The 21,112-nt window shown below is 71.9% G+C and carries 16 protein-coding genes; 11 read left to right on the forward strand and 5 right to left on the reverse strand.

Annotated features, from left to right (window positions below):
- Positions 1-36 precede the first annotated feature (36 nt).
- On the forward strand, positions 37-1,821 hold the full coding sequence (locus G3I78_RS02010) for a S8 family serine peptidase (protein ID WP_164420958.1): 1,785 nt from the start codon (positions 37-39) through the stop codon (positions 1,819-1,821).
- An 86-nt stretch (positions 1,822-1,907) separates the two neighbouring features.
- Here the strand turns inward: G3I78_RS02010 and G3I78_RS02015 are convergent, their stop codons facing one another.
- Entirely contained in the window at positions 1,908-2,570 is a 663-nt protein-coding gene (locus G3I78_RS02015) for a ScbR family autoregulator-binding transcription factor (RefSeq protein WP_164420959.1), read from the reverse strand.
- A gap of 146 nt (positions 2,571-2,716) precedes the next feature.
- On the opposite strand from G3I78_RS02015, the gene G3I78_RS02020 reads away from it, so the two are divergent.
- The 4 genes from G3I78_RS02020 to G3I78_RS02035 all read left to right on the forward strand — a co-directional run bounded on the left by G3I78_RS02020 (position 2,717) and on the right by G3I78_RS02035 (position 6,436).
- Positions 2,717-3,634: a ScbA/BarX family gamma-butyrolactone biosynthesis protein gene (locus G3I78_RS02020; protein ID WP_164420960.1), complete on the forward strand. Its 918-nt coding sequence runs from the start codon at positions 2,717-2,719 to the stop codon at positions 3,632-3,634.
- A gap of 69 nt (positions 3,635-3,703) precedes the next feature.
- Positions 3,704-4,357 (forward strand): ScbR family autoregulator-binding transcription factor, encoded by a 654-nt coding sequence (locus G3I78_RS02025; protein ID WP_164420961.1) that lies wholly within the window; start codon positions 3,704-3,706, stop codon positions 4,355-4,357.
- Between the two features lie 83 nt (positions 4,358-4,440).
- Positions 4,441-5,610, forward strand: coding sequence for a damage-control phosphatase ARMT1 family protein (locus tag G3I78_RS02030; protein ID WP_164420962.1), 1,170 nt, complete (start codon positions 4,441-4,443; stop codon positions 5,608-5,610).
- A gap of 73 nt (positions 5,611-5,683) precedes the next feature.
- A complete protein-coding gene (locus tag G3I78_RS02035) occupies positions 5,684-6,436 on the forward strand; it encodes a class I SAM-dependent methyltransferase (RefSeq protein ID WP_164420963.1) in 753 nt (250 codons plus the stop codon).
- Here the strand turns inward: G3I78_RS02035 and fxsT are convergent.
- Together fxsT and G3I78_RS02045 are read right to left on the reverse strand one after the other, a co-directional pair.
- Positions 6,394-9,660: an FxSxx-COOH system tetratricopeptide repeat protein gene (fxsT, locus tag G3I78_RS02040; protein WP_164420964.1), complete on the reverse strand. Its 3,267-nt coding sequence runs from the start codon at positions 9,658-9,660 to the stop codon at positions 6,394-6,396. The genes G3I78_RS02035 and fxsT overlap by 43 nt on opposite strands.
- A 65-nt stretch (positions 9,661-9,725) precedes the next feature.
- The gene (locus G3I78_RS02045) at positions 9,726-10,982 is read right to left on the reverse strand and encodes a cytochrome P450 (protein WP_164420965.1); all 1,257 of its coding nucleotides are present in this window, start codon (positions 10,980-10,982) and stop codon (positions 9,726-9,728) included.
- 154 nt (positions 10,983-11,136) lie between these two features.
- Between G3I78_RS02045 and G3I78_RS02050 the strand changes: the two genes are divergently transcribed.
- From G3I78_RS02050 to G3I78_RS02070, 5 genes are all read left to right on the forward strand, one after another.
- Positions 11,137-12,003, forward strand: a complete 867-nt coding sequence (locus G3I78_RS02050; protein ID WP_164420966.1) for a TIGR03619 family F420-dependent LLM class oxidoreductase — start codon at positions 11,137-11,139, stop codon at positions 12,001-12,003.
- Between the two features lie 56 nt (positions 12,004-12,059).
- Entirely contained in the window at positions 12,060-13,043 is a 984-nt protein-coding gene (locus tag G3I78_RS02055) for an ABC transporter substrate-binding protein (protein ID WP_164420967.1), read from the forward strand.
- Between the two features lie 67 nt (positions 13,044-13,110).
- Positions 13,111-13,914 carry an ABC transporter permease subunit gene (locus tag G3I78_RS02060; RefSeq protein ID WP_343243629.1) on the forward strand — a complete coding sequence of 268 codons (804 nt, stop codon included), beginning with the start codon at positions 13,111-13,113 and terminating at the stop codon, positions 13,912-13,914.
- Between the two features lie 194 nt (positions 13,915-14,108).
- Complete coding sequence (locus G3I78_RS02065) at positions 14,109-15,269, forward strand: ABC transporter permease subunit (protein ID WP_343243630.1); 1,161 nt, start codon at positions 14,109-14,111, stop codon at positions 15,267-15,269.
- Between the two features lie 79 nt (positions 15,270-15,348).
- Positions 15,349-16,155 carry an ABC transporter ATP-binding protein gene (locus tag G3I78_RS02070; RefSeq protein ID WP_164421345.1) on the forward strand — a complete coding sequence of 269 codons (807 nt, stop codon included), beginning with the start codon at positions 15,349-15,351 and terminating at the stop codon, positions 16,153-16,155.
- On the opposite strand, the gene G3I78_RS02075 is transcribed toward G3I78_RS02070, so the two are convergent.
- Positions 16,143-17,399: an endonuclease/exonuclease/phosphatase family protein gene (locus G3I78_RS02075; protein ID WP_164420968.1), complete on the reverse strand. Its 1,257-nt coding sequence runs from the start codon at positions 17,397-17,399 to the stop codon at positions 16,143-16,145. The genes G3I78_RS02070 and G3I78_RS02075 overlap by 13 nt on opposite strands.
- Before the next feature lie 172 nt (positions 17,400-17,571).
- Between G3I78_RS02075 and cyc2 the strand changes: the two genes are divergently transcribed.
- Positions 17,572-19,731 (forward strand): germacradienol/geosmin synthase Cyc2, encoded by a 2,160-nt coding sequence (cyc2, locus tag G3I78_RS02080; RefSeq protein ID WP_164420969.1) that lies wholly within the window; start codon positions 17,572-17,574, stop codon positions 19,729-19,731.
- A 144-nt stretch (positions 19,732-19,875) separates the two neighbouring features.
- Here cyc2 and G3I78_RS02085 read toward each other — a convergent pair whose 3' ends face one another.
- Entirely contained in the window at positions 19,876-21,075 is a 1,200-nt protein-coding gene (locus tag G3I78_RS02085; RefSeq protein ID WP_239157575.1) for a hypothetical protein, read from the reverse strand.
- Positions 21,076-21,112 lie beyond the last annotated feature (37 nt).

The raw sequence follows: 21,112 nt of genomic DNA on the forward strand, positions 1-21,112 counted from the left end.
CGCGCTGCCTGGAGCACGGCCACGAAAGGCAAGCCCTTGCGTACGTCTCCCTCCCTCCGGCGGAAGCTGATATCCGCCGCCGCGGTCTCCGCGGCCCTCCTCTCCGTCGGCACGGCCTCCGTCGCCGTCGCCCAGGACACCCCCGCACGGGAAGCCGCCGTCCCGGCCGCGCTCACCGACGCCGCCCCCGGCGTCCAGGCCGAGCGCCTCATCGTCGGCTACAAGTCCGGTGCGGCGGAGGCTACTTCGAACCAGGCCGCCGAGGCCGACGCCGCCGCCAAGGACGCCGACTTCCAGCGCCGTCTCGGTACCGGTGCCGCCCTCGTCGACCTCGGCGCCGACCTCAGCAAGGCCGAAGTCGCCGACGCCGTCGCCGAGTTCAAGGCCGACCCGCAGGTCGCCTACGTCGTACCGGACCGCCTGAACAAGCCGCAGGCCGACCCGAACGACACCGAGTACGCCAAGCAGTGGGACCTGTTCGAGTCCACCGCCGGCATGAACGTGCCCGGCGCCTGGCCGACTTCGACCGGCACCGGCGTGACCGTCGCCGTCATCGACACCGGCTACGTCGCCCACAGCGACCTGGCCGCGAACATCGTCGGCGGCTACGACTTCATCTCCGACACCGCGGTCTCCGTCGACGGCAACGGCCGCGACAGCAACCCGGCCGACCCGGGCGACTACTACGCGGCCAACGAGTGCGGCGCGGGCATCCCGGCCTCCGGCTCCTCCTGGCACGGCACGCACGTCGCCGGCACCATCGCCGCGGTCACGAACAACAACAAGGGCGTCGCGGGCATCGCGTACGGTGCGAAGATCTCCCCGGTGCGCGTGCTGGGCAAGTGCGGCGGCTACGACTCCGACATCATCGACGCCATCACCTGGGCGTCCGGCGGCAGCGTCTCCGGCGTGCCCGCCAACACCAATGTCGCCAAGGTCATCAACATGAGCCTCGGCGGCGACGGCGCCTGCACCTCGGCCACCCAGACCGCCATCAACAACGCCGTCGGCCGCGGTACGACGGTTGTGGTGGCCGCCGGCAACGACAACGAGAACGTCTCCGGGCACTCCCCGGGCAACTGCAACAACATCATCTCGGTCGCCGCCACCAACCGCTCCGGCGCCAAGGCCTCCTACTCCAACTACGGCTCCCTGGTGGACATCTCGGCCCCCGGCGGCCAGACCAGCACCGGCACCGCCAACGGCATCCTCTCCACCCTCAACTCCGGTGCCTCGACGCCCGCTTCGGAGTCGTACGCCTACTACCAGGGCACCAGCATGGCCACCCCGCACATCGCGGGCCTGGTCGCGCTGGTGAAGTCGGCCAACTCCTCGCTGACCCCGGCGCAGATCGAGACCGCCATCAAGAACAACGCCCGTCCGCTGCCCGGCGCCTGCTCCGGCGGCTGCGGCGCGGGTCTCGCGGACGCCGCGAAGACGGTGGCGGCCGTGAGCGGCGGCGGTACGACGACGGGGACGACCTTCTCCAGCACCACCGCCGTCTCCATCCCGGACAACGGCTCTGCGATCGAGTCGTCCATCGTGGTCAGCGGCCGTACCGGCAACGCCCCTTCGGGCCTCCAGGTCGGTGTCGACATCACCCACACCTACCGCGGTGACCTCGCGATCAGCCTCGTCGCCCCGGACGGGTCGGTGTACAGCCTGAAGCCGGCCAGCTCCTCGGACTCCGCGGACAACGTCAACACCACCTACACGGTGAACGCCTCCTCCGAGACCGCCAACGGCACCTGGAAGCTGCGCGTCCAGGACACCGCCGCCTCGGACACGGGCCGGCTCAACGGCTGGAAGCTCACCTTCTAGGCGGACTTCGAAGCCCGGCCTCCGAGCCGGACTTCCCCTGAGCGGATGGGCCGGCCGGTGCGGATGGGGCACCGGCCGGCCCGTCGTCATGCCCGGGCGCCCACGAGTTCGGCGCTCCGCATGGACTCCAGCACCCGGAGCCCGCGGTCGGGCCGGCTGTCCAGCCCGATCAACAGCCCCGGCACCGCGATGCTGGGCAGCATATGGGTCCACATGACGGAGATCCGCCGCCCGATGTCCTTCCGCCCGGTCATCGCCCGTGACATCAACTGCACTCCGGAGAAGGCCCCCACGAGCAGTTCCGCCGACTCCCGCGGATTGGCCATGGGCAGCAACTCGCCCTGCGCACTGGCCTCCTCGAACATCGCCTCCAGGCGCTCCACCCACTGCCGGAACGGTTCCGCGTAATCGACGCCCGGCGCCGCGCACTGGTCGATCGTCAGCCGCACACTGCCCTGCAACAGGGGGTTGTCCAGCAGGCGCTGTCCGAAGACGAAGGAGATGTCGAGGATCTCCTGGAGCTTGCACGGATGCGGCGGTACGTCCCCGAGCGAGAGCTGCTCGTCCAGCACCGCCTGCGCCAGCGACTCCTTGGACGGGAAGTGGAAGTACAGCGCACCCTTGGTGACGTCGGCGCGCTCCAGCACCATCGCGATGGTGCTCGCGGCATACCCGTGCTCGTCGAACACGGCACCCGCGGCCTCCAGAATCGCCCTCCGTGTCCTGACCGCACGCTCCTGCGTGGCCATAAGAACCCCCTCCCATGCGCCGGACCGGGTCTCGTCCGGCATCGATCAGGTCTCATTGAAAACAGACCGGAATCCCTCGTACTCTATCGCTCACCGGCACGGGCACCTCGCCGTCCGTCAGGGCTTCGGAGGAACGAGGGGGAAGCATGCCAGAGTCACGGCAGTCCACGGAGTCTCCGGCCGGACCCCGGCCCCTGACGGCGACCGTCCCCCGTGAACTGGTCCATCGCGCCGCCGTCGCGGAGACCTTCATCACGGGCTGGACCGGCACGGCCACCGACCGGTGCACCGTCGCCGCCCAGTGGCCCCGAGCCCATCAGTTACACGTGTCCCCCGACCGGTCGGCGTATGAACCGCTGCTGGTTGCAGAAACGGTCCGCCAAGGTGCGGCCGTCCTCTGCCACACCATCCACGGAGCCCGTCTCGACCAGCACTTCGTCCTGCACGAACTGAGCGTGGACGTACGGCCCGAGCACCTGGCGGTCGGCGCCGTGCCGGCCGCGCCGGTGCTCGACATGGTCGCGAGCGACGTCCGGCGCCGCGCGGGGCGCCCGGTCGGGCTCCGCTACGACGCCGTCGTACGCCTCGGCGGCGAGTGCGTGGGGACCGGCGGTCTCGCCGTGACCTGGATGAACGAGCCCGTCTACCGCAGGCTGCGCGGCGGCCGTACCGCGGCCGGTGTCTCCGCCCAGCCCCTGCCGCCCGCGCTGCCGCCCGCGGCCGTGGGCCGCGACCAGGCCGTCGACGTGGTCCTGTCGCCCGCCGGTCGCCCCGACCGCTGGCGGCTGCGGATCGATACCGCGCATCCCTTTTTCTTCGACCACCCGCTGGAGCACGTCCCCGGCATGCTGCTCCTGGAGGCCGCCCGCCAGGCGGTACGGGTGCACGGGGGCGCCGAGGGACGGGAGCCGGTGTCCTTCCGGGCGGTGTTCCACCAGTTCACCGAACTCGATTTACCCGTCTGGGTGGAGGTGAGCGACGCGGGCGGCACCGACGTACAAGTGACCGCGTCACAGGGGGATTCGGTGGTCTTCGAATGCCGTGTGAGGGCCGCCGTAGCGTGAGATATCGTGTACAGCCAGTAAGAAACAAACGGCATACCCCGTTCTTTCCGTACCAGGAGTGTGCAGTCGATGCCGAGGCAGTTACGCGCTGAACAGACCCGCGCGACGATCATCACCGCCGCCGCTGATCTGTTCGACCGTCGTGGCTATGAGTCGACCAGTCTCAGCGACATCGTCGAGCACGCCCAAGTCACCAAGGGTGCGCTGTACTTCCACTTCGCGGCCAAGGACGATCTCGCCCACGCGATCATGGAGATCCAGTCCCGTACCTCGCGACAGGTGACCGGGGAGGTGGACGCCCGGGGCTACACGTCCCTGGAGGCGCTGGTCCGGATCACCTTCGGGATAGCGCGGCTGTCCGTCGAGGGACCGGTGCTCAGGGCCGGGCTCCGGCTCGCCACGGGCGGGGTCGAGGTGCGGCCGCCCCTGCGTCATCCGTTCACCGAATGGCTGGAGTTGGCCACCGGGAAGCTGCTCGGCGCGGTCAAGGAGTCCGACCTGCACCCGGAGACCGACGTGGACGCCATCGCCCACTCGCTGGTCTGCTTCTTCGTGGGGACGAGGGTCGTGGGGCGGCATCTGGAGCCGGTCGGGCGGCAGCCGCGGCGGCTCGCGGAGATGTGGCACGTGATGATCCGGGGGACGGTCCCGGTGCCTCGGCGGGCGCGGTACCTGGCCCTGGTCGGGCAGTTGGAGCAGGAGTCCCGGGGCGGCGGTGGCTGAGGGCCGGTCCGGCTCGCGCCGCCCCGGCCGGTCGCGCCCCCGGTGATGCGGCTCCGCGCCCCCGCGGTGGCTACAGTCGGTCCATGTCCTTGAGCGCGGATGTCTTCCTCGGCAACGAGACCGGGTCCTTTCCTCACAGTGTGCTTGCCGAGCGGCATCCCGCGATCATCAAGCAGGTGCGGGAGGCGTTCCCGTACGGCCCCGAGCAACATCGCGCCCTGGACGCGCTGTTGGAGAGCTGTACCCACGGTGTGATCGAGCCGGTTCCGGGCCGGGACTGGGACGACCGGTACCTCGGGGAGTCCTGGTTCGACGTGCCGTGGCTCTGGTCCGAGAGCTACTTCTACCGGCGGCTGCTCGATGCCGTGGGGTACTTCGAGGCCGGGCCCTGGCAAGGGATCGACCCGTTCCGGCCCTCCAAGCTCGCCGAGTTGGAGTCGCGGGAGACCGACGCGGAGCTGGCCGCGCTGGACGGGCTCGCCGCGCGGTCCGTCGAGGAGCAGGGGGCCGCGCTGCTGCACGGGTCGTTGTGGGGAAACCGTGCCGATCTCGGGTTCCGGCTCTCCGACGGGGAGGCCGAGGCGCGGGACGCGGTGCCCGATCTGGTGGCCGACGACAGCGAGCGGTTCTGGTCTCTGGCCGACGGCGCCGGCACCCTCACCCTGATCGCCGACAACGCCGGGCGGGAGCTCATCCCCGACCTCCTGCTCCTCGCCCACCTCCTCGAACACGGCCGGATCGAGCGGGCCGTACTCCATGTGAAGCCGTACCCCTACTACGTCTCCGACGCCACGACCGCCGACGTCGTCGACGCGCTGCGGCGGCTCGTGCGGGCGCCGGGGCAGGCCGCCGCGTACGGGCGGCGGCTGTGGGCGGCCATGGGAGACGGGCGGCTGAGCGTACGCGCGCACCCCTTCTCGTGCGCCCCGCTGCCGTACGCGGACATGCCCGACGACCTCCGGGCGGAGCTGGCCGGGGCGGAGTCGCCGGGGGCGGGGCTGGGGAGTGCGGGGTTCACCGTCCTGAAGGGCGATCTCAACTACCGGCGTCTGGTGGGCGACCGGCGGTGGCCGGCGACCACGCCCTTCGCCGAGGTGACCGCCCACTTCCCCGGTCCAGTCGCCGCGCTGCGCACGCTGAAGTCCGAGGTCGTCACCGGTCTCGACGCCCGCACCGAGGCCGCGCTGGTCGCCGCGGAGGGGCAGCGCTGGCGGACCGGCGGGACCCACGCGCTCATCCAGGTCCGGTCCTGAGGGGCGTTATGCTGCCGACTTGTACCGGTGGGCTGCCATACGTCCCGCCGACGGGCAGCGAAAGAGGACGTCATTGACCCCGCGGTACCTGAGCAATCCAGGGGAGCCCGTCTACGACGTGGACGCACGGCGCTACGTCGACGTCACGGACGCCCGTGACGAAGCCGATCTGCACGACGTGTTCACGGACATCTACCGCACCAACCGCTGGGGCTCCGACGAGACCCGCTCAGGACCCGGCTCCGAGCTCCAGCGCATGAAGCGGGTGATCACCCAACTCGGCAGGCTCATCAAGGACTTGGACGTCCGCTCGGTGCTCGACGCCCCCTGCGGCGACTTCAACTGGATGCAGCACGTCGACCTGCACGGCGCCTCCTACCTCGGCGGTGACGTCGTCGCCGAGCTGGTCGAGGCCAACCGCGCCAACCACCCCGGCCCCGACCGGGAGTTCCAGCTCCTCGACTTCACCGCGCAGCCGGTGCCGCGGGTCGATCTCATCGTGTGCCGGGACGCCCTCGTGCACTTCTCCTACCAGCACGTCGTGGAGGCGCTGACCCGCTTCCGGGAGAGCGGCTCGCGCTATCTGCTCACCACGACCTTCTCCCGGACCCCCGCCAACACCGACATCCTCACCGGCTGGTGGCGCCCCGTCGACCTGTGCAAGGAGCCCTTCGGACTGCCCGAACCGCTCCAGGTCATCGGGGACGAGGAGTCCGACGACTTCTACGACGACAAGGCGCTCGCCCTCTGGGACCTCCGGCAGATCCCGGCCCGCTTCCCGGGTTACGAGCCCGCGGTCGCCGAGTCCGGATCGCTCGGCGCCTGATCCTCGGAACGCAGCCGGGCCAGGGCCCGCTCGGCGGCCAGGGTGCGGGGGTGCCGTAGCCCCAGCACCTCCTCGCAGGCTTCCCGGACCTCGGTGAACTCCACTTCCGCGGCGGCGAGTTCACCCTTGAGGCAGAGCAGCCCGGCGAGGTTGTACCGGACCGCCAGGGTCCCGGGATGCCGTGGACCCAGCGTCTCCACGCAGTCCGCCAGCACCGTCCGGTACTCCGCCTCCGCCCGCTCGACCCGCCCGCGCAGATGCAGTACGTGGGCGGCGCCGTGCCGCACGGACAGCGTCAGCAGGTGCTGCTCGCCGAGCACGGTCCGCCGGGCCTCGTACACCTCCCTGAACTCCCGTTCCGCCGCCTCCAGTTGACCTCGGTCCTTCAGCAGGTCGGCGAGGTTGTGCCGGACCGCGAGGGTGCCGGGATGCCGGGGGCCGAGAGTGTCGACGCAGTCCGCCAGGACCGTGCGGTACTCGGTCTCGGCCCGGTCGGTACGGCCCCGCAGATGCAGTACGTGGGCGGCGCCGTGCCGTACCGACAGGGTCAGCAGGTGCTGCTCGCCCAGCACCTCGCGCCGGGCCGCGTACACCGCCCTGAACTCCGTTTCCGCCGCCTCCAGTTGACCCCGCTCCATCAGCAGGTCGGCCAGGTTGTGGCGGACCACCAGGGTGTGCGGATGCATGTCGCCGAGCAGCCTGCGGCGGACCTCGAAGACCTCCCGGAACTCGGTCTCCGCGTCACCGGGCCAGCCCCGGTCGCGCAGTACGGTCGCCAGGCCGTGCCGGGCGGCCACGGTCTCGGGATGGTCCTCGCCGTAGGCGTCGGCACGCAGCCCGAGGACCGTACGGAACTCGTCCTCGGCCTCGGCGAGGAGGCCGCGGTCGCGCAGGACGTCGGCCAGGTCGTGGCGCACGGCGAGGGTGTTCGGGTGGCGCTCGCCGAGCACGTCCACGCACACCTGGAGGGTCTCCCGCAGCTCCTGCTCCGTCTGCCGGAACATGCCGCGTTCGTGCAGCACCTGGGCCATCTCGTGCCGGGTGACCAGGGTGTCGGGGTGGCTCGCGCCGAGGGTCTCCCGGTAGGCGTCCAGGAGCAGGCGGTACTCCTCCTCGGCCTCCGCGAGCAGTCCTCGGTAACGGGCCATCCAGGCCACGCCCTTGCGGGCCGCGAGGGTCTGGGGGTGGCGCTCGCCGAGCAGGGTGCGGCGCGTGGCGTGCACCGCGCGGTACTCGGTCTCCGCCTCGACCGGGCGGCCCCGGTCGCACAGCAGGTTCGCGAGCGCGTACCGGGCGTCGGCGGTCTCGCCGGCCGCGTCACCGAACAGCGCCCGGGTGTCCTCCAGCAGAGTGCGCAGAAGCGACTCGGCCGCCTGCAGGCGCCCTCGCTGCTGGAGCAGGTGCGCCGCGGCCGACCGCACTTCGAGCGCGTCCGGATCGCGCGGCCCGCAGGCCAGCACCACCGGCTCGCACGCCTCCAGCACCTCCTCGGCCCGGTCCAGCCAGCCGCGCCGGATCAGATGCCGGGCCCCGGCCGCCGCCGCGCGCAGCGCCTTGGAGACCAGGTCGTCGTCCGCCTCGTACGGGTCGCCGATCAGGGCCAGCGGGGCGTCGCAGTGCGGGAGCAGCAGCCGCCAGCGCGGCCAGTCGCGCGGGTCGTCCTCGCGGAGTTCGGCGGTGGCGGCGACGACCAGGTCGGCGACGACGGCCGCGTACTCCCTCATGTGCTCGGCGAGGTCCCGCTGGAGGCGCCCCGCGTCCCGGACGAGCGGGTGTATCAGCAGGGTGCGGGCGTGGTCGTCGCCGCCGCGCGGGGTGTGCAGCTCGACCAGGCCGAAGTCGGCGAGCGAGGTGAGCGCGGTGAACAGCTCCTGGGGCGTGACACCGGGCAGCAGCGCGGAGGCCGCCAGCCGGTCGGGGCGTAACAGGCCGACCAGCGGCACCGGCGCCTCGCCCAGACAGCACAGCAGCCGCATCAGCGGACGGGCCTGGGTGATGCCCCGCCGCTCCAGGAGGTCGAGGGACAGCTCCCAGGTGCCGGTCACCGGGACGGAGTAGTTGTTGCCCTGCCGCCCGGGCGGGCGCTCGTCGAGGAGTTCGGTGAAGCGCTCGTCGAGGGCCACGCGGTAGTCGGCGTACGTCCGCACGGTCGTCGTGCCCGGCCAGGCGGGGAACGCCGAGGCCGCCGCGAGATGCGACCCGGCGATGCGCAGCGCCAGCGGCAGCCCGCCGAGCCGCCGGGTCAGCAGCCGGGCGTCCTCGCGCGAACCGGCCCGCTCCCCGGCGAGGTCCCACAGCACCTCGGTGGCGTCGTCCTCCTCCAGGGCGTCGACCGAGTGCAGGGTCGCCCACGGTCCCCAGGTCGTCGGGCTGCTGTCCCGGCTGGTGATCAGCACCAGGCCGGGCAGTTCCGCGGCGGGCCGGATCCAGCCCGTGCCCTCCGCCAACCGGCCGTAGGGCGCGAGGTGTTCGGGCTCGTCGGCGTTGTCCACCACCAGCAGCCAGGGGCTCGCGGTGTCGCACAGCCGCCGCCACAGCAGGTCGGTCGCGCTCGAACGCCCCGACCAGGCACGGTCGATGAGGTCCGCGGGAGCGCCGAGCGCCGCCACCACCTCGCGCATCCCGGCGCTCAGCGCGGCGGGGTTCTTCGCCGTCACCCACCACACGTCGACGTTCAGCGCGGCGGCGTACGCGGCGATCTCCAGGGCGACGGTCGTCTTCCCGCTGCCGCCCATGCCGTGCAGCACCCGCACACCCGAAGTCGGCTTGCCCACCAGCTGTTTGAGCGCGTCCAGCAGGGGTTCACGGCCGCGTACCCGGCGGTCCAGGCGGCCCAGGGGCGGCGCGACGGTCAGCGCTCCGGGGGCACGGGCGGCCTCCAGCGGGGCCGGCGGCTGCTGCACCTGGATGAGGACGGGCCGCGCGAAACCGGAGAACTCCTGGATGAACTCGCTGAGCAGCCCGGACAGCGCGGGGTCCCGGGCCAGCAGTCCGCGCAGGGTGGTGTCCCACTCGTCCCGCTGCTCCCGCAGGATGATCTCCTGCCGGCCCGGCGGTGCCGCGTCGAGCGCCGCCCGCGCCCGGTCCAGGCGCTCCACGTCCTCCCGCCGCAGGATCCGCGCGATCCGGTGCCGGGCCGCCTGCCAGGCATCGGTGGTCATCAGCCCCACCATCGTGCCCGCGGCGGCGGCAGCGGTCTGGGTGAACAACTCTGCCCCGAACATCGAGGACCCCCTGTCGGCACACACCTCGACGGCTACGTCCGAACCCCTCTCCCGACTTCAGGTTCTCATGTCACGCGGACCGGAAGTGACTTGATCCCGTTGATGAAGTTCGACACGAGTCGTCCGGGCGGCCCGGCGAGCCGCGGCGCGGGCAGTGCACGCAGCGCCTCCCGGTACAGGATCCGCAGCTGGAGCCGGGCGAAGTGCGCGCCCAGGCAGACGTGCGGCCCGTCCCCGAAGGAGACGTGCGGATTCGGTGCACGGGTCAGGTCCAGCGTGTCGGCCTCCTCGAACGCCCGCTCGTCGCGGTTGGCGGAGGCGTGCAGGACGACCACCTTGTCGCCCGCGCGAATCCGCCGCCCGGCCAGTTCGGTGTCGTGGACGGCCGTACGGCGGAAGGTCAGGACGGGCGGATGCCAGCGCAGCAACTCGTCGACGGCCGTGGCGAGTCGGCCCGGATCGGCCCGCAGGCTCTGATACGCCCCCGGGTGCTCGGCCAGCGCCAGCAGTCCGCCGGGTGCCGCGCCGCGCACGGTGTCGTTGCCCGCGACGGTGAGCAGGAAGAAGAACATCTCCAGTTCGCCGTCGGCGAGTTCGGTGTCGTGGGCGAGGGTCGTCAGCACGTCGTCGCCGGGGTGCTCCCTCTTGTGCGCGGCCAACTGCCGGGCGTACGCGAACATGTCGGCCAGCATCGCCGGGGAGCGCGGGTTGAGCGGCTTCCCCGACCGGTCCAGGACCCGGGGTCCCGCCTCGTCCGGGTCCTGGTAGCCGATGACCCGCTGGGTCCAGTGCAGCAGCAGTCCCCGGTCGCTGTCCGGCACGCCCAGCAGGTCGGAGAGGTTGAGCAGGGCGTAGTCGTCGGTGACGGCGGGGACGAGGTCGACGGTGCCGTCGGCGCCGCGAGCGGTCTTGAGGGCCGCCGCGAACAGGGTTCCGGCCCTCTCCTCGGCCACTGCGGCGAACCGCTCCACGCGCCCCCGGGTGAAGGCCCGGCTCACCAGTCGCCTCAACCGCCCGTGATCAGGCGGGTCCTGATTGAGCATCATGCGCCGGATGAAGGGCAAGTCCGCCGGATCGGGGTCCCGGATCTGGGTCGCGCCGAGACACGAGGAGTACGTCGCCGAGTCCTTGAGCACCCGCACCACGTCCGCGTGCCGGCTCACCGCCCAGAACCCCGGCCCCGCCGGCCACCCCAGCACCTCGGGCTCCTCCTGCCAGGCCACCGGATGGTGGTCGCGCAGGACGCGATAGGCGCCGTGGGGCACCGCGTCGCCGTACTGGCGCGGATCGAAGACGTCGGGCACGGGCGGGACCTGTCGCATCCGACCACCGTGACGTGCGGGAAGGGGCTCGGCAAGGGAAGAGGGACGGCTGTCGCCTTGTTGGCGCAGATGCCGTACCCCCTGTCATCTCCCCCCTGTCATCTCCCCTCTGTCATCTCACGCCTGTCATCTCACGCCGAGGGAGGCGCATCGCATGCGTCTGGGAGTCGCACCGCACCGACTGTGGCCCGCTCACGAGGACGAACAGGACAGCGTTCTCGAAGTCGCCCGCACCGCGGAGGAGTTGGGCTTCGACCACATCATCGCGAGCAGTCATCTGCTGGCCGGACGGACGGGCGTGACCCCGGACCCGCTGGTCCTGCTCTCGGCGGTGGCCGGGGCGACCACCCGGATCGGGCTGCTGACCAGCGTCCTGATCCTGCCCCTGTACCACCCGGTCGTCGTCGCCCACCAGACCGCCACCCTCGACCGGATCTCCGGCGGCCGGTTCACCCTCGGTGTCGGCACCGGCTGGGACGCCACGGAGTTCGACGCCGTCGGCGTGCCGTTCGCGGGGCGGGGCCGCCGGGCCGACGAACAGCTGGACACCGTACGGCAGTTGTGGCGGGACGAGGCCGAGGTGCGGCTCGGGGTGCGGCCGCGCACGCCCGGGGGACCGCCGGTGTGGATCGGGGGCGGCAGTGACGCGGCCCTGCGCCGGGCGCTGCGGTACGGCGACGCGTGGCACGGCTTCGGCCTCGACGCGGCCGAACTTGCCGGGGTGCGGGGCCGGTTGGCTGAACTCGGCGAGGAGACGGGGCGGGATCCGGCCACACCGCTGGAGCTGACGGCGGGCCTGCTGCTCGTGCCCCCGGGCTTCGAGGCCGCCGTACACACGCCCGGGCAGCGGCCGTTGGGCGGCGCCGAGCCGACCGCCGAGCGGGTGCGCGCGGAGCTTCGCGGGCTGGCGGACGCGGGGCTGGCCGCCGGTTCGCTGTGGCTGCCGGTCGCCGCCGAGGCGCTGCCGGACGCGCTGGGGTGGGTCGCGGAGGAGGTTCTCTCGTATTTCTCCGAGGAGTGACGATTCGGCCGACCATGGTGTAGTGATCATGTCAATCGATAGGTCATCATGCCCGGATGGCGTTAGGACTGGCGTTACGACCTTGGCGTTCGGGAAGCGGAAAGGCGGCGGCCGGCGCGGTCGCCCTGGTACTGGTGCTCGGGGCCTGCGGCGGTGACGGGGACTCCACGTCCTCCGGCGGCGGGCGGACGACGGTCAGGGTGGCCGCGCTGCCCTTGAGCGACTGCGCCATGCTCTACATCGCGCAGAGCCGCGGGCTGTTCGAGAAGGAGGGCCTCGACGTCCGCATCCAGCAGATCCAGCAGAGCCTCCAGGCGCTGCCCGCCCTGTCCAAGGGACAGATCGACATGGTCGCGAGCGCGAACTACGTCACCTACTTCCAGGCCCAGGACCAGGGCACCCTCGACATCCGGATCGTCGCCGAGGCGATCAGGGCGGCCCCGCGCATGATGGACGTCCTGGTGCCGAAGGACTCGGACATCAAGACGCTCGCCGACCTCGCGGGCAAGAAACTCGCCGTCAACGTCCTCAACAACGTCCAGTCGCTCACCTTCAACGAGATCCTCGCGAAACACGGCGTCGGCGCACCCGTCTACCGGCAGATCCCGTTCCCGCAGATGGGGGCCGCGCTGGACAAGGGGCAGGTCGACGCCGTGCACGCGGTCGAGCCCTACGACAGCTCCATCCAGGACGAGTCGGGCGCCAGGGTCCTGGTGGACGCGGCGTCCGCGCCGGTGGAGTCCATCCCGCTCAGCGGCTACATCACCACCGAGCGGTTCGCCGGGAAGAACGCGGACGCGCTCGCACGGTTCCAACGCGCCCTGAAAGCCGCCGTGAAGCTCGCCGACGCCGATCCGTCCCTGGTGCGCGAGGTGCTGCCGACGTACACCAAGGTCACCAAGGAGCAGGCGGCGAAGATCGATCTGCCGGTCTTTCCGGAGACCATGGACGGCACGCAGATCGCCCGGCTCACCGAACTCATGCAGAAACAGAAGATGTTGAAGAAACCGATCGATCCGACCACCCTGCTGGTGAAGTGAGGAGCTCGCCGGTGGCGGGCTCGAAGAGGCCGTGCCCGAAGGGGCCGTGCCCGAAGGGGCCGTGCCCGTGCGCCGGCTGAGGGAGCGTCAGGAGCTGTGGCTCGGACTGCTCGGGGTGCTGCTCGCCTTCGGGGTGTGCGAGGCGGTGAGCCGGGCCGGTCTGGTGCGCCGCAGCTATCTGCCGCCCGCCTCCGAAGTCCTCGGCCGCGCGGTCGAGTTGGCGGGCGACTCCGTCTTCCTCGACGGGATCGGGGCCACCCTGCGCGCCTGGGCGCTCGGACTCGCCCTCGCCTGCGCGATCGCCGTACCGCTCGGGCTGCTGCTGGGCAGTGTCCCGCTCGTCGACGCCGCCACCCGGGCGATCGTGGAGCTGCTGCGGCCGCTGCCGTCCGTCGCCCTGATCCCCCTGGTCTCCCTGCTGCTCGGCTCCGGCACCGAAACCGAGGTCGCGCTCATCACGTACGCCTGTGTCTGGCCCATCCTCTTCAACACCGTCTACGGCCTCGGCGAGACCGACCCCCTTGCCAAGGACACCCTGCGCGCCTTCGGCTTCGGCCGCCTCGCGGTACTGCTCCGCGCCGAACTCCCCGCCACGGCCCCCTTCATCGCCGCCGGCATCCGCATCTCCGCCGCGGTCGCCCTCATCCTCGCCGTCGCCACGGAGATCCTCTCCGGCTTCGGCAAGGGCCTCGGCATCTACATCGCCCAGGCGGGCCTCGCCACGGACGGCACGAGGGATGTACTGGCCGGGGTGGTCTGGGCCGGGGCGCTGGGGCTGGTCATCAACGGGGTGCTGGTGTGGGCCGAGCGGCGGCTGTTCCCGTGGACGCCGGAGCATCGGGGGGTCGCGGGGCGCGGGGTGGGGTTGTGAGGGGGGTGGCGGGCGGCGGAGGTGGAGGCGGTGACCGTTGGGAGGGGGTGCCGGGGGTGGGGGGTTCGGTGGGGGGTGAGGGGGAGGGTGGGGTGCCGGGGGTGGGGGGTTGGGCGGGGGGTGAGGGTGGTGGTCGGGTGCGGGGGGCGGCTGATGCGGCGGGTGGTGAGGGCGGTAGCAAGGTGCGAGGGGCCGTGGATCCAGCGGAGGGCGAGGGCGAGGGCGGCAGTCGGGTGCAGAGGTCGGGTGATGTGGCGGGCGGCGAGAGTGGTGGTCGGATGCGGGGCTCGGTCGATCGGCCGGACGGCGAGGGCGGGAGTCGGCCGCGGCGCTCCGCCGATCCAGCGGACGGCGAGGGCGGCAGCCGGGTGCAGGGGTCGGGTGATGTGGCGGGCGGCGAGAGTGGTGGTCGGATGCGGGGCTCGGTCGATCGGCTGGACGGCGAGGGCGGTAGCCGGATGCCGGACTTCGCCGATCCAGCGGACGGCACCGCCTCGCCGCGTCACGACTCCCGGCTCCGCCCAGCCCTGTCGGCGTCGCCCCAGCCGCCCACGCCGCCCACCCCCCGCTCCCGCGGGGCCACTCACCCCGCCCTCCTGCGCTGGCTCGTGCTCGTGCTCGCCGTGGGTGTCTGGGAGTTGGGTACTCGGGCCCAAGGGAGTGTCTACTTCCCGCCGCCGAGTCGCATCGCGCGGCACGTCCGGGACCTGTGGTTCGACGGGCCCGCCCGGCATCTCTTCCTCGGTCCGGCCGCCGTGGACGACATCCTGCCCAGCCTCGGCCGGATGGCGGCCGGGTTCGCGATCGCCGTGTTCGGCGGGATCGTCCTCGGCGTCGCCGTCGGCCGCTCGCGCCGGGCCCACGCGCTGTGCAACCCCGTCCTCCAGTTCGCCCGGGCCGTTCCGCCCCCGGCGCTGGTCCCCGTCTTCGTCGTGGTGTTCGCGTTCGGCACCCCGATGCAGATCGCGTCGATCGCGTTCAGCGCCGTCTGGCCGGTACTGATCAACACCGCGGCCGGGGTCCGCAACACCGACCCGCTGCGCCTGGACGTCGCCGCGGTGCTGCGCCTGAACACCGCCGAACGCCTGTGGTTCCTCGTCCTGCCCTCCGCACTGCCCCGGATCTTCGCCGGACTGCGCCTGAGCCTTTCGCTCTCCCTCATCCTCATGGTCTTCTCGGAACTGCTGCCGGGCACCGCCAACGGCATCGGCTTCACGCTCACCGAGGCCCAGACCCGCTCCGACCTGCTCACCGTATGGGCGGCGCTGGTCCTGCTCGGCGTCCTCGGCTATCTGCTCAACACCGGTCTGCTGACGGTCGAGAAACGGCTGATCGGCAAGGGAAGGGCCGTATGAGTCACGCCAGCCGCACCCAGGAAGCCCCATGAGCCACGCGACACGCCCCCGGACCGAGGGCGGACAGGGAACCGACCGTATGCTCCAGCTCTCCGCGGTCGGCCAGCACTACGGCGACCACCGCGTCCTGCACGACATCACCCTCACCGTCCCCGCCGGCCAACTCCTGTGCGTGGTCGGCCCGTCCGGCTGCGGCAAGTCCACCCTGCTGCGCACCATCGCCGGCCTGCTCCCCGCGCGCGAGGGCACGATCACCATCGACGGCACCCCCGTCACCGGCGTCCCCGACAGCCTCGCCGTCGTCTTCCAGGACTACGGCCGCTCCCTCTTCCCCTGGCTCACGGTCCGCGACAACGTCGCCCTGCCGCTGCGCCGCCGCGGCCTCGGACGGGCCGAGCGGCGCGCCGAGGCCGACCGCATCCTCGACCGCGTCGGCCTCTCCGGCGCCGCCCGCCGTCACCCCTGGCAGCTCTCCGGCGGCATGCAGCAGCGCGTCGCCATCGCCCGCGCCCTCGTCCGCCGCCCCACCCTCCTCCTCATGGACGAACCCTTCGGCTCCCTCGACGCCCAGACCCGCGAGGACCTGGAGGACCTGCTCCTGGAGGTCCACCGCACCGACGGCACGACCATCGTGTTCGTCACCCACGACATCGACGAGAGCGTCTACGTCGGAGACCGCGTCGTCGTCCTCTCCCCGGGCCCCGGCTCGGGGATCGTCCTCGACCTCCCGGTGGAACTCCCCGGGCGACGGGACCAGATCGCCACCCGGGGACTGCCGGAGTTCGTCGCACTGCGGGCCGAGGTGGGACTCGCCGTGCGCGGCAAGGGAGTTCAGGAGAGCGGCCAGGAACTCGAGCCCGGCGCCGAGGACACTCAGCAGACCTGAACGTCCTGCCACACCATCCGGTGGTCCGAGGTCGGCACCGTCGTGCCGTTGCCCACCAGCCGGTACAGCGGGTCGTCGGACGTCGGCCAGAAGATGCCGTTCGCCCCCGGTATCAGCCCCTTGGACGGCAGCACGTGGTCCACCCGGAGATTGCCCGGCGTGGTGTCGTTGAAGTCCGCGGTGTCGTACGCCGGATTCCCGACGTGCGAGACGTTCGCACCGCCCTGCGACCGCGCCGCCTCCACCCCGCCCGCGCTCGACGGAGGCCGCTTCGGCAGCCGGATCGCCGGGTGGTCGAGCAGTTGCCGTACGGCGTGGTCGTAGCTGTCGCCGTCGTACGGATCGGCGTTGAGGTCGCCCGCGATCACGAACCGCGCGCCGGGCCGCAGTCCGCCCCGGACGCCCTTGTCGTCGTACAGGTAGGCGCTGCGTCGGCGCCCGCCGATGTAGTCGGCCCACAGGCGGATCTCGTCGTGGTTGCGCCGGCCGTTGCGGTCCTCGGTGCCGTCGAAGCTCGGCGGGGTCGGGTGCGAGACCAGGAAGTGCACGGTCTCGTGGCCGATGCGCACCGGTACGTCCCAGTGGCTCTTGGAGGACAGCCGGAGGATCGCCCGCGCCTCGGCGCTGTAGTAGCCCGGGGGCATCGCGTTGCCCGGCATGTCCTTCCACAGGAAGTGCTGGAAGGTGCGCACCGCGCGGGTGTCGATCGGGAACTTCGAGAGCACGACCAGGCCGTACTGGCCGGGGAAGAAGCCGTAGCCGTAGGCGTCCTGGCCGTATGCGTCCGAACCGGGCGTCGTGACCGCGCCGTTCTTCCCGTCCAGGTCGACCCCGGTCGCCACGCCCGTGTTCACCGGGCCGGTGAAGTGGTACGGGAAGCGGATCGCCCGGGCACCGCGCTGGCCGACCGCGAGGTAGTTGTCGAGGAACAGCCGGACCGCTATGCCGCCCGCCACGTAGTCGAACTCGTTGATCAGCAGCACGTCCGGGTCCACGCGCTGGACGGTCTCGGCGACATTGCGCGCCTGCGCGTTGTCCCGCGTCGACAGGTCGGTGACCAGGGCGCCCTCGGTGGCGCGGTTCAGAGAGGCGTTGAAGGTGGCGAACCGGACCGTGTGGCGGTGGCCCGACGCCGACGCGGGGGCCGCGGCGACACCGGTGAGCGCCGCGCCCGCCAGCGCGGCGAGCGTGGTGCGGCGGGAGAGGGCTGCGGGGCGGTCGGTCGAAGGCTGGGGCTGGTTCATCAGGGCTCCGGTGAGGGAGGGGACACGTCGTGAACTCGAGAAGTCTGCGCGCGTAGAGGTGAACGTCACAAGTCCCCCTCGAAGTGCCCGGATTCACCCTCGATTCACGCGATGGTGTGATCATGTCCCGGCGTGCGGATGGCCCCGAAGGGGCCTGGGTAGGGCCCGGCTCATGACGCAGCAGCCCTTCGAACTCCCGCACTTCTACATGCCGTATCCCGCCCGGCTGAACCCGCACGTCGACGAGGCCCGCGCCCATTCGACCGCGTGGGCGCGCCAGATGGGCATGCTGGAGGGGTCCGGGATCTGGGAGCAGTCCGACCTCGACGCGCACGACTACGGACTGCTCTGCGCCTACACACACCCCGAGTGCGACGGCCCCGCCCTCTCGCTCATCACCGACTGGTACGTGTGGGTCTTCTTCTTCGACGACCACTTCCTGGAGATCTTCAAGCGCACCCAGGACCGCGCCGGCGGCAAGGCCTATCTCGACCGGCTGCCCCTCTTCATGCCGATGGACCTGTCGACGCCCATGCCCGAGCCGGAGAACCCGGTCGAGGCGGGCCTCGCCGACCTGTGGACCCGGACCGTGCCGGTGATGTCCGCCGACTGGCGCCGCCGCTTCGCCGTCGCCACCGAGCATCTGCTCAACGAGTCGATGTGGGAGCTTTCCAACATCAACGAGGGGCGGATCGCCAACCCCGTCGAGTACATCGAGATGCGCCGCAAGGTGGGCGGCGCCCCCTGGTCGGCCGGGCTCGTGGAGTACGCGACGGCCGAGGTGCCCGCGTCCGTCGCCGGCACCCGGCCGCTGAGGGTCCTGATGGAGACCTTCTCCGACGCCGTGCACCTGCGCAACGACCTCTTCTCCTACCAGCGCGAGGTCGAGGACGAGGGCGAGCTCAGCAACGGCGTGCTCGTCCTGGAGACCTTCTTCGGCTGCACCACCCAGGAGGCCGCCGACACCGTCAACGACGTCCTCACCTCCCGCCTCCACCAGTTCGAGCACACCGCCCTGACCGAGGTCCCCGCCGTCGCCCTGGAGAAAGGTCTCTCCTCGGCCGAGGTGGCCGCGGTCGCCAAGTACACCCAGGGCCTTCAGGACTGGCAGTCCGGCGGCCACGAGTGGCACATGCGCTCCAGCCGGTACATGAACGCCCGCGCGCGGACCACCTCCCCGTGGGAGACCCTGACCGGCCGCGGCACCTCGGCCGCCGACGTCGGCGCCCTGCTCGTCGCGGCCGGCGCCGAGCGGCTGCGCGCCTACACGCATGTGCCATTCCAGAAGGTCGGCCCCTCCGTGCTCCCCGACTTCCACATGCCCTTCCGGAACCAGCTCAGCCCGCATCTCGCCGAGGCCCGGCCCCGCCTCACCGAGTGGATGCACCGCATGGGCATGCTCCAGGAGGGAGTGTGGGACGAGGACCGGCTCGCCGCGGCCGACCTCCCGCTGTGCGCCGCGGGGATCGACCCCGACGCGACCCCCGAGGCCCTCGACCTCAGCTCGCACTGGCTCGCCTGGGGGACCTACGCCGACGACTACTACCCCCTCGTCTACGGCGCCCGCCGCGCCCTCGCCGCCGCCCGGCTCACCACCCAGCGGCTGTCGGACTGCATGCCCCTCGACGGCGAGCAGGCACTCGTCCCCGCCAACGGCATGGAGCGCGGCCTGATCGACCTGTGGGCGCGCACCACCGCGGAGATGACCCCCGAGCAGCGGGGCACCCTCAAGGACTCCGTGAACGTGATGACCGAGAGCTGGGTGTGGGAACTGGGCAACCAGCTCCACCACCGTGTCCCGGACCCCGTCGACTACCTGGAGATGCGCCGCGCCACCTTCGGCTCCGACCTCACCATGAGCCTGTGCCGGATGGGCCACGGCCCCGCCGTCCCGCCCGAGGTCTACCGCAGCGGGCCCGTACGCGCCCTGGAGAACGCCGCCGTCGACTACGCCTGTCTGACCAACGACGTCTTCTCCTACCAGAAGGAGATCGAGTACGAGGGCGAGATCCACAACGCGATCCTCGTCGTGCAGAACTTCTTCGGCGTCGACTACCCCACCGCCCTCCGCGTCGTCCACGACCTCATGACCCAGCGCATGGAACAGTTCGAACACGTCGCCGCCCACGAACTGCCCGTCGTGTACGACGACTTCGACCTCTCCGAGGAGGCCCGCGAGATCATGCGGGGCTATGTGACCGACCTCCAGAACTGGATGTCCGGCATCCTGCACTGGCATCGCACGGTCGACCGCTACAAGGCGGAGCACCTGGCGGGCCGGACGCACGGCTTCCTGCCGGACCGGGCGCCGGTGCTGCCGCTGGTGGGCTGACCGACCTGGGTGGCCGGCGGGCCGAGCGAGTGATGAGGTCGGGCCTGCGGGCTGAGCGGGTGGTGAGGTCGGGCCTGCGGCAGAGCGGGTGGTGAGATCGCCGGGGCTCGCTCAGCCCCGGCTCCCCGGCACACGCCCCCGTGTTCAGCGCCGAGCACCCTCCTGGAGCGCCGCATGCAGACGCCGTGCCCGCTCCGCCTGAACCGGCTCCCCGAGGTCCTCGAACTCGTCAGCCAGGTCGGTGAGTTCGGAGGTGTCCAGCAGCGCCGGGTCGTCGTCCCGGCGCAGCAGGCTCTGGTCGAGTTCGATCGCGTCGAAGCGGCGTATCAGCGCGGCCAGGGCCAGTGCGGTCAGCCCCTGGTCCAGGGCCAGGTCGGTCCAGGTGTACAACGGCTCGTCGGCGGGGTCCGAGCCGAAGAGCACGCTGTCCGTCTCCTGGGCCCAGCCGCGCAGCTCGGCCGGGTCCGAGCCCGGTCCCGGTATCTCGCTCAGCCCGCACGCCGTGTCGAAGTCCGTCTCCCGCACCTCGTGCAGCAGCGGCAGGTCCTCGGTCCGGCCGTGCAGCCCCACCAGCACGGCGGCCAGCCGGAGTTCGTCCGTCATCGACGACCGCGTCTCGTACCGCAGCAACCGCCGCAGCGGCTCCAGGTCCGCCTCCGCCCGGTCGAACTGCGCGGCCCGCAGCGCGAGTCGACGTCGTACGGCATCCTCGGCCACCGCGTCCCACACCACGCTGTCACCCGCCCGCAGCCCCGCGAGGTCGGCGCGGCCCGTCGCGAGGACCTGCTCCCACAGCGGCGGCGGGGGAGGACCGATCAGCTCGTAGGCACGGCCCTCCTCCGCGTTGAGGAGCAGGAAGTCGGGCTCGGTGCGCAGAAGCGCGGCGTGGAGCATCCCCACCAGCTCGACGGGGGAGCGCTCCGGGAAGCCGAGGGCGGCGCGGAGCTCGGCCCGGTCCGCGTCGAGGTCGAAGTCCTCGCGCATCTCGTCCTCCACCTCGGCCACGTGCGCGAGGATCTCCTCCTCGCCGTCGTCCGGGGACAGCAGCATGCAGTCGCGCCACCCCGGCAGGCCGATCAGCACCTCCAGCGCCGCGTCGACGCCGGCCCCTATGATCCCGGCCCCGCCCTCGGAGTCGGCGTACAGCACGGAGCCGTCCGCGCACCGGAAATACGTACCACCGGTGTCGTCGCCCGCCACGGCCTCCAGCGGGCCGCCCGAGGCGAGGCGGACCGGCTCGGCATGGCCGTGCTCGACGCGGGCGAGGGAGAAGCCGAAGGGGAAGTCGGCGAGTTCGGCGAGGCGGGAGTCCTGGCGGAGCAGCCCCAAGGCGTGATCGGTCATGTCACAGAACGTAACAGTGCCCACCGACAACGGGACT

Source organism: Streptomyces sp. SID13726 (assembly GCF_010548375.1).
Taxonomy (GTDB): domain Bacteria; phylum Actinomycetota; class Actinomycetes; order Streptomycetales; family Streptomycetaceae; genus Streptomyces.

Excerpts from the sequence above, each read along its gene's own strand:
- G3I78_RS02015 (WP_164420959.1), bottom strand. The coding sequence starts at position 2,570 with ATGGCCACGCAGGAGCGTGCGGTCAGGACACGGAGGGCGATTCTGGAG.
- cyc2 (WP_164420969.1), top strand. The coding sequence starts at position 17,572 with ATGACGCAGCAGCCCTTCGAACTCCCGCACTTCTACATGCCGTATCCC.
- G3I78_RS02075 (WP_164420968.1), bottom strand. The coding sequence starts at position 17,399 with ATGAACCAGCCCCAGCCTTCGACCGACCGCCCCGCAGCCCTCTCCCGC.
- G3I78_RS02085 (WP_239157575.1), bottom strand. The coding sequence starts at position 21,075 with ATGACCGATCACGCCTTGGGGCTGCTCCGCCAGGACTCCCGCCTCGCC.
- G3I78_RS02020 (WP_164420960.1), top strand. The coding sequence starts at position 2,717 with ATGCCAGAGTCACGGCAGTCCACGGAGTCTCCGGCCGGACCCCGGCCC.
- G3I78_RS02055 (WP_164420967.1), top strand. The coding sequence starts at position 12,060 with ATGGCGTTAGGACTGGCGTTACGACCTTGGCGTTCGGGAAGCGGAAAG.
- G3I78_RS02030 (WP_164420962.1), top strand. The coding sequence starts at position 4,441 with ATGTCCTTGAGCGCGGATGTCTTCCTCGGCAACGAGACCGGGTCCTTT.
- G3I78_RS02070 (WP_164421345.1), top strand. The coding sequence starts at position 15,349 with ATGCTCCAGCTCTCCGCGGTCGGCCAGCACTACGGCGACCACCGCGTC.
- G3I78_RS02045 (WP_164420965.1), bottom strand. The coding sequence starts at position 10,982 with ATGCGACAGGTCCCGCCCGTGCCCGACGTCTTCGATCCGCGCCAGTAC.
- G3I78_RS02025 (WP_164420961.1), top strand. The coding sequence starts at position 3,704 with ATGCCGAGGCAGTTACGCGCTGAACAGACCCGCGCGACGATCATCACC.
- fxsT (WP_164420964.1), bottom strand. The coding sequence starts at position 9,660 with ATGTTCGGGGCAGAGTTGTTCACCCAGACCGCTGCCGCCGCCGCGGGC.
- G3I78_RS02050 (WP_164420966.1), top strand. The coding sequence starts at position 11,137 with ATGCGTCTGGGAGTCGCACCGCACCGACTGTGGCCCGCTCACGAGGAC.